This is a genomic window from Pandoraea sp. SD6-2 (assembly GCF_000389825.1).
GTDB lineage: Bacteria > Pseudomonadota > Gammaproteobacteria > Burkholderiales > Burkholderiaceae > Pandoraea > Pandoraea communis.
Map to the genome: position 1 here is coordinate 108691 of NZ_KB944435.1, position 13242 is coordinate 121932.

General features: G+C 64.4%; 10 protein-coding genes. 4 read left to right on the forward strand and 6 right to left on the reverse strand.

Going from position 1 to position 13242, the window contains the following annotated elements; all coding sequences use genetic code 11:
• Nucleotides 1-49 precede the first annotated feature (49 nt).
• From corA to C266_RS10195, 4 genes are all read right to left on the reverse strand, one after another.
• Nucleotides 50-1027, reverse strand: coding sequence for a magnesium/cobalt transporter CorA (gene corA / locus C266_RS10180; RefSeq protein WP_010808018.1), 978 nt, complete (start codon nucleotides 1025-1027; stop codon nucleotides 50-52).
• Between the two features lie 75 nt (nucleotides 1028-1102).
• Nucleotides 1103-3808, reverse strand: a complete 2706-nt coding sequence (locus tag C266_RS10185) for a bifunctional acetate--CoA ligase family protein/GNAT family N-acetyltransferase (protein ID WP_010808019.1) — start codon at nucleotides 3806-3808, stop codon at nucleotides 1103-1105.
• A 140-nt stretch (nucleotides 3809-3948) separates the two neighbouring features.
• A complete protein-coding gene (dps, locus tag C266_RS10190; RefSeq protein WP_010808020.1) occupies nucleotides 3949-4434 on the reverse strand; it encodes a DNA starvation/stationary phase protection protein Dps in 486 nt (161 codons plus the stop codon).
• 117 nt (nucleotides 4435-4551) lie between these two features.
• A complete protein-coding gene (locus tag C266_RS10195) occupies nucleotides 4552-5124 on the reverse strand; it encodes an HdeD family acid-resistance protein (RefSeq protein ID WP_010808021.1) in 573 nt (190 codons plus the stop codon).
• A gap of 544 nt (nucleotides 5125-5668) precedes the next feature.
• Here C266_RS10195 and C266_RS10200 point away from each other — a divergent pair.
• The 4 genes from C266_RS10200 to C266_RS10215 are packed head-to-tail and all read left to right on the forward strand — an operon-like array spanning nucleotide 5669 to nucleotide 10534.
• Nucleotides 5669-6196: a spore coat U domain-containing protein gene (locus C266_RS10200; RefSeq protein ID WP_010808022.1), complete on the forward strand. Its 528-nt coding sequence runs from the start codon at nucleotides 5669-5671 to the stop codon at nucleotides 6194-6196.
• A 15-nt stretch (nucleotides 6197-6211) separates the two neighbouring features.
• Entirely contained in the window at nucleotides 6212-6970 is a 759-nt protein-coding gene (locus C266_RS10205; protein ID WP_010808023.1) for a molecular chaperone, read from the forward strand.
• Entirely contained in the window at nucleotides 6957-9560 is a 2604-nt protein-coding gene (locus tag C266_RS10210; RefSeq protein ID WP_168162892.1) for a fimbria/pilus outer membrane usher protein, read from the forward strand. The genes C266_RS10205 and C266_RS10210 overlap by 14 nt, the downstream gene beginning before the upstream one ends.
• Nucleotides 9557-10534, forward strand: coding sequence for a spore coat U domain-containing protein (locus C266_RS10215; RefSeq protein ID WP_010808025.1), 978 nt, complete (start codon nucleotides 9557-9559; stop codon nucleotides 10532-10534). The genes C266_RS10210 and C266_RS10215 overlap by 4 nt, the downstream gene beginning before the upstream one ends.
• 35 nt (nucleotides 10535-10569) lie before the next feature.
• Here C266_RS10215 and astA read toward each other — a convergent pair whose 3' ends face one another.
• Together astA and C266_RS10225 are read right to left on the reverse strand one after the other, a co-directional pair.
• A complete protein-coding gene (astA, locus tag C266_RS10220) occupies nucleotides 10570-11634 on the reverse strand; it encodes an arginine N-succinyltransferase (protein WP_036662530.1) in 1065 nt (354 codons plus the stop codon).
• A gap of 189 nt (nucleotides 11635-11823) precedes the next feature.
• Nucleotides 11824-13065, reverse strand: a complete 1242-nt coding sequence (locus C266_RS10225; RefSeq protein WP_010808027.1) for an aspartate aminotransferase family protein — start codon at nucleotides 13063-13065, stop codon at nucleotides 11824-11826.
• Nucleotides 13066-13242 lie beyond the last annotated feature (177 nt).

The window sequence follows — 13242 nt, forward strand, 5'->3', positions numbered from 1 at the left end:
CTTCAGCGCGATGAAACGTCTTCCCACAGACCTTACATCGCGCTGTACGTCATAACCAGCCGGCCTTGCGGAATTTCAGGAACAGCAGCGAATCGATGAGGATCATCACCGCAACGCACACCGGGTAGCCATATTGGAATTTCAGCTCGGGGATATCGGCAAAGTTCATGCCGTAGATCCCGGCGATCATCGTTGGCACGGCGAAGAGTGCGGCGAACGACCCGAGCCGCTTGGTCGTCTCGTTCTCCGAGAGCGAGATCATCCCCAGATTGACCGACAGCGCGGTCGTGACCATTTCGCGCAACAAATCGATGTTCTTCGTAATGCGCTGAAGGTGGTCGAACACATCGCGGAAGTACTCCTGCATGCCACCGCACAGCTTGGGGGCCATCGCACCGAACAGCTTGCTCACGGCCTCCATCAGCGGCACGCAAGCGTGCTGTAGTGTGATGAGCCGGCGCTTGAGCTGATAGAGATCCTCGATGATCGCCCGTCCCTTCGAGGGTTCATTCGGCTTGAAGATTTGCGCTTCGATCGATTCGAGTTGTGCTTCGAGGTCGTCGAGCACAGGGAAGTAGCTGTCGACGATGGCGTCCATGAGCGCATAGAGCACGAAGATCGGGCCCTGACGCAACAGCAGCGGCTCCCTTTCTGCACGCGCCCGCACGATGCCAAGCCCTTGCGTGGCGTTCGAGCGCACCGACAGCACGTAATTGTGCCCTGCGAAAATCGCCACTTCGCCGATCGAGAAATCGCCTTCGGCGTCCTTGTTCAGCACATGCAACACGGCGAAAAGCGAGTCGCCGTACTGCTCGATTTTCGGACGCTGGTGGCCGTGCTGCGCATCTTCGACGGCGAGATCGTGCAGGCCGAATTCATGCTGCATCTGCGCGAGTTCGCCTGGACCGGGGTCCTTGAGCGCCACCCAGACGAAGCAACGGGGGCGTTCGAGATAATCCGAGATTTCATCGGGGTTCAGGTCGGCAATCTTGCGGCCATCCTCATAGGCCACGCAATTCACTAGCATTCGTCTTCCTGTTCGAGGCGGCCGCCCTGCCCTCGGGCGCGAGCACGAGGGTCGGGACGTGCCGGCCAAGTACCGTCACCCCCTGCGCGCCTCCTGCGCCTGCGCCGTCTGTTGCAGCGGCAGCCGGATATGAAGAACGCCCGCCTCCATTTCCTTGTCTTCGACAAATCCGAGATGACGAGCGAGTGTCAGCATACGCGCATTTGCCGTGAGCACATAGCCGATGAGTTCCCCGGTTCCGCGCTTGCGGCTGTAGTCGATGATGTGTTCCATGAGCGCCCGTCCGAGACCGCGCCCCTGCGCTGCCGGGCTGACCGTCACCGAAAATTCGGCCAGCGTATTGTCGGGATCTGCCAGCGCCTGCACCACGCCGAGCAGGCGCGTATTGCCCGCTTCGTCCTTTTCCGTGGCGACGAACGTCATCGCGCGGTCATAGTCGATCTGCGTGACGCGCGCCATCTGCGAATGTGACAGGTCCTTGATCAGACCGAAATAGCGGAACTGCACGTCCTGCGGCGTGAGGGTGTGGAAGAACACGTTGTACGCAGGTTCGTCCTCCGGCCGGATCGGACGCACGCGTACCGGCTTGCCCCCGGCATCGACCGTACTTTCGAGTTCCTGCGGATACGGGCGGATCGCCAGACGCCCATGCCCCGGCAATGCGGGTGCCCGCGCCACGATGCGGGCGTCGAGCGCGAGTACCCCTTGGGCGTCGGCGAACAATGGATTGATGTCCAGTTCGGCGATCTCGGGCACGTCGCACACGAGTTGCGAGAGTTTGACGAGCGTGAGGTAGATCGCCTCATGATCGGCAGCCGGCCGGTTGCGATAGCCCGCGAGCAACTTCGACACGCGCGCACGCGCCACCATATCGCGCGCAAGGTTCAGGTTTAGCGGCGGCAGACCGATGGTGCGATCGGCGATGACTTCGACGGCCGTCCCGCCCTGACCGAACAACAGTATCGGGCCGAACACGCTATCGGTCGCCACACCCACGATCAACTCGAACGCCTCGGCCCCATTGGCCATGCGCTGCACCGAATAACCGGTCACGCGCGCATCCGGTCTCGCTGCCAGTGCGCGTTTGTGAATCTGGCACGCCGCCTCGCGCGCCTGCTCGGCCGTTTCAATATTGAGCACCACGCCGCCGACGTCCGACTTATGCGTGATGTCCGGTGAAATCAGTTTGACGGCGACCGGGAAGCCTATGCCTTGCGCCAACTCCCCCGCCTGCTCCGGCGTTTGCGCGACGAGCGTCTCGACCACCGGAATGCCATACGCCGCCAGCACGCCCTTTGCCTCGGGCTCGGAGAGCAACGCCCTCCCCTCGCGCATCGCACTCTCGATGATGGCGCGCACACGCGCCACGTCAGGCGCAAAACCCGGCGGAATCGACGGCGGCGTTTCCATCAGCAGCGACTGGTTGCGACGATAGTTGACGGCCTCGAGAAACGCCCGCGCGGCATTCTCCGGCGTGTCGTACGTCGGTAGCCCAGCCTCCCGGCAGATGCGGCGTGCACGCTCGGCCGTCTCGCCGCCCAGCCAGCAGGTGAATACGTTCTTCGACGGCTTGGGCAGCGCGGCAAGGGCGTTCGCCACGTCCAGGCTCGGCATGACCGCCGTGGGAGCCTGAATGAACAACACGGCCGCCGTCTCAGGGTCTTCGCACAACGCCGCCAGCGTGGCCGTGTAACGTTCGAGATCCGCATCGCCACCGATGTCCACCGGGTTGACGCGGCCGAGCGTCTTGGGCAACACGGCATCGAGGGCGTCTCGCGTGTGCTCGCTCAGATGGGCGAGCTTGCCGCCATCGAGCACGAGCGCGTCGGTCGCCATCACCCCGGCACCGCCGCCGTTGGTCATGATCGACAGCTTGTCGCCGAAGAAAGGGCGTAGCCGTGCGAGCGTCTCGACTGCGGCAAACAACTCATCCGTCGTATCCACGCGCAACATGCCAGCACGACGAATTGCGGCGTCATAGACGTCATCCGAACCGGCCAGCGCCCCCGTGTGCGAGGCCGCCGCCTGCGCCCCCTCAGGCACACGCCCGGACTTGATGACGACCACGGGCTTGTTGCGCGCCGCCGAGCGTGCGGCGGACATGAATTTACGCGCGTCGCGAATCGATTCCATGTACATCAGGATGGCGTCCGTGCCGGGATCGCTCGCCAGATAGTCGAGCATGTCGCCGAAGTCCACGTCCGCACTGTCGCCCAGAGAAACGAAATGCGAGAAGCCGATCTCACGGGCGTCGGCCCAGTCGAGCACGGCCGTGGTGAGTGCGCCCGATTGTGATACGAACGCGAGCTTGCCCGCGCGCGCGCCCATGTGCGCGAAGCTGGCATTCAATCCGATACAGGGACTCAGCAGTCCGATACAATTCGGGCCGAGAATCCGAAGCACGTAAGGCTTGGCATTCTTGAGCATGCGCTCCTGCAACGTCACGCCCTGACGATCGCGCTCACGCGCGAGCCCGGAGGTCAGCACCACCACGGCGCGCGTGCCACGCTTGCCGAGTTCGCTGATGAGATCGGGCACCGTCGCCGGTGGCGTGCAGATCACGGCAAGATCGGGGGCTTGCGGTAGCGAGGCGATGTCGCGATAGCAGCGGAGATTCGCGAGCGTCGAGTATTTCGGATTGACCGGATAAATATCGCCCTTGAAGCCCCCGTCGATGACGTTTTGCAGCACAGTCGTACCCACGCGTCGCTCTCGATTGGACGCGCCGATCACGGCGACCGATTTCGGCAGAAACATCTGGCTCAGATTACGGGTGGTCATGGCGACTCCGGCAGGGGCGAGAGGAAGGCGCGCAAACGCGCGCACCGGACATGGCAGGCGCGCGCGTTCATTGTCGCCAGGTGGATCGTACTAGCGGCAAGGCGAGCGGGCACCCGGACGGGCGCCCGCAGATATCTCGATCATTCGCCTCGCAGGTGGGCTTCGACCTTCCAAAGATACAGGTCGACGCCGCGCGAGATTTCCGTGAAGAGATCCGACGTGGTCGGGTCCTCGACCTTGGCCGATGCGTCGATCAGGCCACGAATGATTTCGCCGTACGCCGCGAGTGCCGAGGCGAGTGCGGCGACGTGGTCGAGACCGCGTTTGAACTCATTCTCATAGGGGGCCAGCTCGGTCTTCTTGGCCACGGTCTGCACGCGACCGTCGGCCACACCACCCAGCGCCACGAGACGTTCTGCACAAAGATCGGTCCACTCGATGGCGGCGTCGTAGACCTCGTCGAACAACAGGTGCAGCGCGATGAAGCTCGGGCCATGGACGTTCCAGTGCGCCTGCTTGGCCTGACGTTGAACGTCGATGCCGTTGACCAATCCGCGATTGAGCAGGTTGACCGATTCGATGCGGATCTTCTCACCGAGGGTGTTACGCGTATGGTTCAGAGCCATTTGATACTCCTGACGTCTGGCAACCCGCAGGCTGCCGGGGAAAAGCCGTCGGCACCGGGCGTGACACACGCCCGCGCGGACGAAGGGAAACGAGCAAGACTCGGCACCGCGGCCAGACTACGACCGCAGATGTCCCGAGGGTGCCTGCGATGCGCCGTGCGTGACGCCCCGCAACTTGAAACCTGCCACCACAAGTAAGACGCCCCAGATGATGGCCCACGACCCGATGGCCCAGATGAGCGCGAGCGCCCCCGCGCCCGGTTGCCACATGATGAAGATGGCAAACAGGATGCTGAACACACCGGAGAGAATGACCCACAGTTCGCCCTCAACCTCGCGACGCAACGCGATGCCGGCGGCCACCTGCAACACGCCGGTAACAAAACTCCAGGCCACGATATAGATAAGCAACGCAACGGCGGTCAACGCCGGGTTGAGATAAGTGAGGACACCGATGACGATGCCCGCAATGCCTTGCAACAGCGGGAGCCACCAGTCGGCATGCTCCTTGCGCGCACTCCATGCGCCACCGAGCGAGAAGATACCGTCGACGAATGAAAACGCACCGAAACACAGCACTAGCACCGCAATCGTCACGCCGGGCAGCGCAAACGCCGCGATGCCGAAAATCACGGCCAGCACGCCGCGCAACACCAGCAACCACCAGTATTTCGACAGAAGTCTGAGCATGACATCCCTCTCGTGAAATATCCGCAGGTAGCGAACACGCGCGACGACCGTCCTATCACACGAATGGCGTGACTGGCGCTCGGTGCGCTTCTGGAAGCCATTCTAGAGACTGCATTGTTGCGAGATCAAGTGAAATATGTGCGATTGCTTGTGCCATCGACACGCACTTTGATTGACATCACACCGCTTCGCGTTTCTCCTGCCGTTCTCATCGAAATCTGCGCCAGGTTGACCGTCCGGGACTACACCACTCGGTCGCATGCGACGTGCGATGTCCGGCATTACCGCCGCCAATTCACGTCATCGTGCGCACTGCGTGATCACAAAGCATGCGCTTTGCGCGTATGTCAGCGACACTCGACGGGCGGCACCCCGGCAAATCAATAGGAAGATTCCGAAAGCCATGCACCCTCAGGCATTTCGGCCAAACGCCTTCATAAACTACGTAAAAAGCGTCTTCAGATGGCGCGTGCATCGCCGTCGTTTACGTAGTTCTCGCATCGTACCACCCTAACCTCAAGTAGGACTCCAAAGGAGAACGACAATGAACCGTTCGCTGCGCCTTCTGGCCTTTTCCTGGATTGTCTACGGACTCAGTCAAACCGCACCGGCGCACGCCGCCGTCTATTCGAATGGGTCGGCAACGGCGCAAATGCGGGTGCAGTTGACGATCCTTCCCGGCTGCACCATTGCCACCACGCCCATGACCTTCAACGCGGTGCAAGGGTCGGCGACCGGCCCGGTGGCGAGCACGTCGTCGCTCACGGTGATTTGCACGGCGTCGACGGGCTACAACATCGGCCTGAACGCCGGCACGGTACCCAGTTCGACGGAGACGAACCGCCTGCTCGCCGGCACGCTCACCGGCAATACCACCACGATTCCGTTTGGCCTCTTTCAAGACTCCGGCTACGGCACGCCGTGGGGCAACACGCAGGGCGCGAATACCCTGAACGACTCGGGCACGGGGACGCTGAAGACGTATACCGTCTACGGACAGGCCACGCTGTCGGCCACCATGCCCGCGCCGGACGTCTATTCGTCGACGGTCACGGCGACCGTGTACTTCTAAGACGCGGGATCGAACATGAACCCTTCGAGACCTGTCGTACGCCGTCCCACGGCCTACGCCTGCGGCGGCGCATTCGTCGCCCTGCTCGCCTTCTGCGCGACCGACGGTAACGGTGCGACGCTGCAAGTCTCGCCGGTCATCGTCAATATCCTGCCCACGCAGTCGGCCACCACACTCACACTGGGCAACTCCGGCGATCTGCCGATTCACGGCCAGTTGCGCCTGTACGCGTGGACGCAACGCAATGGCGATAACGTCCTGACGCCCACCGAGGCGCTGATTGCCAGCCCGCCGATCGTGCGCATCGAGCCCGGTGAGCGGCAGATCGTCCGGCTCGTGCATGTGGCGCATAAACCCGAACATCACGAGCAGAGCTACCGGCTGCTGGTTGACGAACTGCCGTCAGCCGACGCTGCCGTTACCGATGGCGTCTCGATTCGTCTGCGGTATTCGCTGCCGGTCTTCGTGCAGGCCCGCGATGCGCAGGCACCCTCGTTGCATTTCGACGTGCGCATGGCACAGGGCGAGGTGGAGGTGCGCAACGACGGCGAGCGCCATGCGCAGCTCGGCGCGACGCGTGTGCTGGATACCTCCGGGCGTAGCGTCGAATTGGCCCGAGGCTTGCTTGGCTATGTCCTCGCCGGGCAAACGCGGCGCTTCCCCCTGCGCTGGCCCGCCGGCACCCGGCCCATCGCCCCCTTTACGGTGGAGTCGCGCGTCGACGCGGTACCGATGCGCTTTGCCGCTGGCCCGGCGTCGGATGACGAGCGCTAGCCGTGCCCGCGTACGCCGTGCTCCCGATGTCGCCCCCGCTCGCCGCGCCCGGCCCTCTGCGCTGCCGGGGCAGGCAAAGGCAGCGTCGATTACCGTGGCCACGGCGATCGCTACCATGATGACATGCGCCGTCGCTTCGCTGGGCAAGACAGGCGACGTGCACGCAGCGTCTCCCGCCGTGACCTCAGGCGACGGCCGCTCTCTGAGGCAAGACGTCGCAGGCACCGCACTGTTCGACGACGCCATGCGCTCGGCCGCCGCCACGCTCACGTCGCCCCGCCCCGGCGGCGTCTCCCGGCTCGACGGGCGCTATGTCCTTGAAGTGATTGTGAACGGCGAGTCGACGGACCAACTGGTGCCCGTCGAGCGCAGACAGGGTCGATGGTTCGTGCGCGCAGGCGATCTGCGTGCGCTCGGGTTGATACCCGGCCGCCTGCCGAAGACCGGCGGCACGGAAGTCGCCCTCGATGCGCTCGACGGCATCGACACAGCCTACGACGCCACGCATCAGACGCTCTCGCTGCAAGTGAGCGATGCGTGGCTCGCACCGTATCGACTCGGCAGTCCGCCTCCCGCCATCTTGAGCGCGACGTCCGGTACAGGTGTGCTCATCAACTACGACGGCTATGTGCAGCGCGACCGGTTCACGCGGGCGTCTGTCTGGAGCGAAGTCCGTGGCTTCTGGCCAGGGGGCACGGTGCGCCAGACAGGCCTCGTCGAGCATGCCCCGTGGCGGCGCGGATACCGTCGCTATGACACCTGGTGGCAACACGACGATCCGGCCCGTCTGACAAGCTGGACGGCGGGCGACCTGATCACCGGCTCCCTTTCCTGGACACGCTCCCTGCGCATCGCTGGTCTGCAATGGCGGCGTAATTTCAGCCTGCGTCCCGATCTCGTCACGTTTCCCGTTCCCGCGCTGCACGGCAGCGCCGTTGTCCCGTCGTCGGTCGATCTGTACCTCGACGGCGTGCGACGCATGGGTGGCCGCGTGCCACCGGGGCCGTTCGTGATTCAGGAGACGCCGGGGCTCACCGGCGACTTGCAGGCGAGCGTTGTGACACGCGATGCGCTCGGGCGCGAGCAGGTCACCACCGTTCCCCTCTACATCGACCCCCGGCTGCTCGCACGCGGACTGTCGAGTTTCTCCGTGGAAGCCGGCTTTCCGCGCGACGATTACGGCGTGCGCTCGTTCTCCTATCGCCGCGACCCCGTCGCGTCGATTGCCGCACGCTACGGCGCGACCGATACCTTGACAGTGGAAGCGCAGGCGCAGGCCGGACGGCGGCTCGCCCTGGGCGGTGCCGGCGTCCTGATGGCGCTCGGCCGCGCAGGTGTCGTCAGCGCGTCGGCGGCCGTGTCGGGTGGCCGAGGCACAGGCAGTCAGTGGAGTGCCGGCTATCAATACCTGTCACGACGCCTCGGTATCGACGCCCAAATCATCCGGACGGCAGGACGTTACCGGGATATCGCATCGCTCGACGGCGCCCCCACCCCTCATGCCAGCGATCGTGTAAGCGTTTCCGTACCGTTCGCGCGCAGCAGCACCGCCTCGCTCGCCTGGTTCGCCCAACGCACGCCTCGCCAGCCGGCGACCCGCGTATTGTCGGCGAGTCTGTCATTGCCTGCTGGCACACGCGGCATGCTCTCCATCGGCGGCTTTCGCGACTTCGCCCGCCGCCGCGCTCATGGCGTATTTGCCATGCTCAGCGTCTTGCTTGGCGGCGGCACGCTAGGGAACACATCGTTCAATCAGCAGGACGGACAGACCCAAGCGTGGGTGGGGGCCACCCGTACCCCGGACTACAGCGGCGGCTGGGGCTGGCAAGTTCTCGGGGGGCATGCCTTCTCGCAGCGCACCGTGCAAGGCGAATTACAGTATCTCGGGCGCCACGGTCAGATCTCGGCGCTCGCTCAACAAGTCGGACACCAGACAGGCGCCTCGCTCGGCATGACCGGCGCGGTCGTCGTCATGGACAACAGCGTGCATGCCGTGCGGCGCACTTACGACGCCTTCGCCCTGGTGAGTGCCGATGGCCAGGCCGACGTGCCGGTACTCCGCGAATCGGTGCCCATCGGCCTCACGGATTCGCGCGGCTACTTCCTTGTGCCGGATCTGAATGGCTTCGAAACGACGCGGATCGACATCGACCCCATGCATCTGCCGGCCGATCTGGAAGTCGCTACGACCGAGCGGCGCATCGCGCCCCAAGCCGGCAGCGGCGTACTCGTGCATTTCCCCGTGCGGCGCTACCAGGCGGCACTGGTCACGCTCGTGGATACCGCAGGCAGGCCGTTGCGTCCGGGCACTTCGGTGCAGCACATGCAAAGCGGTGTCGTGACTGTGGTTGGCTACGACGGGGAAGTCTTTATCGACGCCCTCGGACCGCGCAATACCCTCGAATCTCGTGACGCACACCAGCGGTGCCGGGTTTCGTTCGACTGGACCGCGCCACCCGAGGGCCGGATTGGCCGCGTGGGGCCGCTGGAGTGCGTAGCTTTCGGGACGCTCGCCGACGAGCGTCCCGCGCAGACCTCACCGGATGAGCCCGCTTCACCCACGCCTTCGGCACAGGAGGATCACTCATGACATGGGCGACGTGGATTTTACGGATCTCGCAGCGCTGCGCAGCGGCTACCGGCCTCGTGCTCCTGAGTGCGGGTGCGCAAGCGCAGACCTGTACGCTCGGCACGCCGACGCTCGCGTTCGCGGCGTTCAGTCCGATCTCCGGTGCCGCCGTTTCGGCAACCGGCACGGTCCCCGTCTCATGTACGTGGCCGGTGCTTGGCGGCGATCCCAACGTCAAACTCTGTCTCGCGCTCAATGCGAGTCAGCCGCTCACGCTCACCAACGCAGGCAATGCTATCAATTTCGGACTTTTCACCGATCCATCGTTCTCGAACACGTGGGGAAGCGCCACCGGCAACGCCATCTCCCTGACCATGGCTCGCCCGCTCCTCGGCGGCACGTTGACGCAGAACGTCAATGTCTACGGAAGGATTGCAGCGGCACAAACGACCGTGCCGACGTCCGGCAGCAGCAACACTGTCTATACGCACGCTTTCGCACCGGGGGACATGAGTCTGCAATATGCGTCGTACGCCGCCCTCTCGCCCGCCCCCGCTTGCGGCAGTGCCATGACTGCGGTGCCGGGCACGCCGTTCAACGCGAACGTGACGGTCATCAACAATTGCACCATCGCCGCCGCCAACATCACCTTCGCGACGCAATCGGCGCTGACCAGCCCCGTCACCGGCGCCGGCCAGCTCACGGTGCAATGCACGAACAACGACGCGTATCGCGTCAGCCTGTCCGGCGGGCTGCTGGGCACCGTCACGTCACGCAGCATGACCGGCCCGACGGGCGGCAGTGTCAGCTACCAGCTCTATCTGGACGGCGGCTACGCCACCATCTGGGGGGACGGCACCTCGGGCACATCACAACTGACCGGCGTGGGCAATGGGCTGGTGCAGTTCATCCCGATTTACGCGCGCGTGCCGTCGCAATCGACACCGGCTGCCGGCGTCTACACAGACACCGTGACGGCAACGCTTCAGTTCTGACGACGCGGCAAGCGTCGGAGGGGTGCCGGAGAGGCTCACACCGCTTCGGCACGCGGCGGCCTGAGCGGCAACACCTGGATGCGATCGCCCTGCTTGACGCCAAGCGCTTGCGCCGCGAGCGGGCTGAGGGTGAACGCGCGCCGCTCGGGACGCCCCGTGACCAGCGTGGCGCGGAACCCGTCCAGGGCGAGGCGGGCAACGAGATACGGCTCTGCGTTCAGTACCGCCGGCGCAGGACTGCTTTCTTCGCCGTGGTTCGGCGCGATGTTCACGCTGAGATACCGGCTGTCGCGTGCAGCGCGCAAGTCGGCGACACGCGCTTCGAGCACGGGGCCGCTATCGAAAATATCGACGTGGGCGCCGGAACGCATGCCCTCCTGTTCCAGCAAACGGCGCGCCGGGAGCGTATCGCGATGTGTCACGCCGATGGCGGCTTGCGCCTGCGCAGAAAGAAAATCGACGTAGATCGGATACTTCGGCATCAGTTCGGCGACGAACGACTTCTTGCCGATGGACGTGAGGTAGTCCGCCTGATCGAAATCGATCTTGAAGAAACGATGGCCCAGCGACTGCCAGAACGGGCTCTGCCCTTCGTCGTCGAAATAGCCGCGCAACTCGGCGCATACGTGCGGGCCGAAGCGCTCCGGGAACTGCGCCATGAAAAGGAAACGCGCTTTCGACAGCAGCGCGCCGTTGCCAGACCCGCGCCAGGACGGATCGAGCAACAGCGAGCACAGTTCGCTGTAGCCGGTGAGGTCGTTCGAGAGCGATAGCGTCAACATCCGCGACCAGACGTTCAGTTCGCGGCTCGCATGCACGATCGTATCCTTGCGATACGTATAAAACGGTTGCTCCAGCCCGACCGCGGCTTCCAGTCCGCACACCCCCGCAATCTCGCCGGTCTGCACATCTTCCATCACGAACAGATAGCCTTGCTCGCCCGTGGGCGCATGCCCTTGCACCGTAGCGGCAACGCGGGCCAGACGCGCTTCGAGCGCCGCCTGATCGGGTTTGAACGACGTCATGCCCGGCCCGGCCAGTGCGGCCAGCTTCAGCAAGGCGGGGAGATCGCCGGGCTGCGCCAGACGAACCACGCGCAACGACGTCGCCGTGCCGTCGTCCGGCAAGTCCGTCGGGGCCGGAGCGTGGGGGGCAGTCGCCATTTTCGATTGACGGGTCATGGGCACATCCGGCGAAGTAGGTAAAACAAGGGCCGGAGCGACGTCATCCGCCGGTCCGGCCCGAGGTTCTGCGCGCTATGGCTCAGTTTCGAGGTGAGTCAGGTGCCGTCAGGCCGCCTTCGCCGTCGCAGCGACCGTTGCCACCGCCTTTTCCAGCGACGCGAGGCCGGCGTCGACGTCGGCGAACGGGATGTTCAGCGACGGGGCGAAACGCACCACGTCCCCCCCGGCCACCAGCAGCATCAGACCGTTCTTCTCGGCTTCCACCACGATGTCCTTCGCGCGGCCCGCGTAGGTCGGCTTGAGCACCGCACCGATCAGCAGCCCCATGCCACGCACTTGTTCGAACACGCCATGACGCGCGTTGATGGCCTCGATGCCCTTGATGAAATAGTCGTGACGCGCCTTCACGCCGTTCAGGGTCTCGGCCGTGTTGATCAGTTCGAGCACGCGCCCGGCGATGGCCGTGGCAAGCGGGTTGCCGCCGTACGTGCAGCCATGCGTGCCCGGCGAGAAGCTCGCTGCGATCTTGCTCGTGGTGAGCATGCCGCCAATCGGATAGCCGTTGCCCAGCGCCTTGGCGGTGGTCAGAATGTCCGGCGTCACGCCATATTGTTCGTATGCGTACAGGGTGCCGGTACGGCCAACGCCCGTTTGCACCTCGTCGAAAATCAGCAGCGCGCCGTGCTCGTCGCACAGGGCACGCAGTCCCCTCAGGAATGCGGGATCGGCCGGCAGCACACCGCCCTCACCTTGCACCGGCTCGACGATGACGGCGGCCGTCGCGTCGGAAATCGTCGCCTCCACGGTCTCCAGATCGTTGTACGGCAAATGCATGATGCCGGCGGGAACCGGGCCGAAACCTTCGGTGTACTTTGCCTGACCGCCCACGCTGACCGTAAAGAGCGAACGGCCGTGGAACGAGTTGTAGAACGAGATGATCTCGCTCTTTTCCTTGCCGCCGCGCTCGGCGGCGTGATCGTAGGCATAGCGTCGCGCCAGCTTGAGCGCAGCTTCGTTGGCTTCGAGGCCCGAATTGCAGAAGAACGCCTTATCGGCAAACGTCGCTTCGGTGAGCGCCTTGGCCAGACGCAACACGGGTTCGTTGGTATAACCGTTGCCGATGTGCCAGACCTTGCGTGCCTGCGCTTCGATGACCTTCACCAGTTCCGGATTGGCATGGCCGAGCGCGTTGACCGCGATCCCGCCGGTGAAATCGACATACTCACGACCCTGCTGGTCCCACATGCGCGAGCCTTCGCCGCGCACGGGCACCATCTGGGCAGGAGCGTAATTGGGCACCATCACGTCGTCGAACGTCTGGCGGGTCACAGCGATTGGCTGGCTCATGACTACCTCGTGAAATCTTCGATTGCGGGGCAGGCCCGGACAAAGGTCACTGCCCTGTGAAAAAACCTGGCTGGGGGCTCAGGGTGCCTGCGGCGCGCCGCCTGCGAACAGGTTTCACAACAGCACTCGGCGCGCGTACCCCCGCATTGTAATCAGATGCGACGCGCGGATATACCT

Coding starts and splice junctions, on each gene's coding strand:
- corA (WP_010808018.1), bottom strand. CDS start 1,027: ATGCTAGTGAATTGCGTGGCCTATGAGGATGGCCGCAAGATTGCCGAC.
- C266_RS10185 (WP_010808019.1), bottom strand. CDS start 3,808: ATGACCACCCGTAATCTGAGCCAGATGTTTCTGCCGAAATCGGTCGCC.
- dps (WP_010808020.1), bottom strand. CDS start 4,434: ATGGCTCTGAACCATACGCGTAACACCCTCGGTGAGAAGATCCGCATC.
- C266_RS10195 (WP_010808021.1), bottom strand. CDS start 5,124: ATGCTCAGACTTCTGTCGAAATACTGGTGGTTGCTGGTGTTGCGCGGC.
- C266_RS10200 (WP_010808022.1), top strand. CDS start 5,669: ATGAACCGTTCGCTGCGCCTTCTGGCCTTTTCCTGGATTGTCTACGGA.
- C266_RS10205 (WP_010808023.1), top strand. CDS start 6,212: ATGAACCCTTCGAGACCTGTCGTACGCCGTCCCACGGCCTACGCCTGC.
- C266_RS10210 (WP_168162892.1), top strand. CDS start 6,957: ATGACGAGCGCTAGCCGTGCCCGCGTACGCCGTGCTCCCGATGTCGCC.
- C266_RS10215 (WP_010808025.1), top strand. CDS start 9,557: ATGACATGGGCGACGTGGATTTTACGGATCTCGCAGCGCTGCGCAGCG.
- C266_RS10225 (WP_010808027.1), bottom strand. CDS start 13,065: ATGAGCCAGCCAATCGCTGTGACCCGCCAGACGTTCGACGACGTGATG.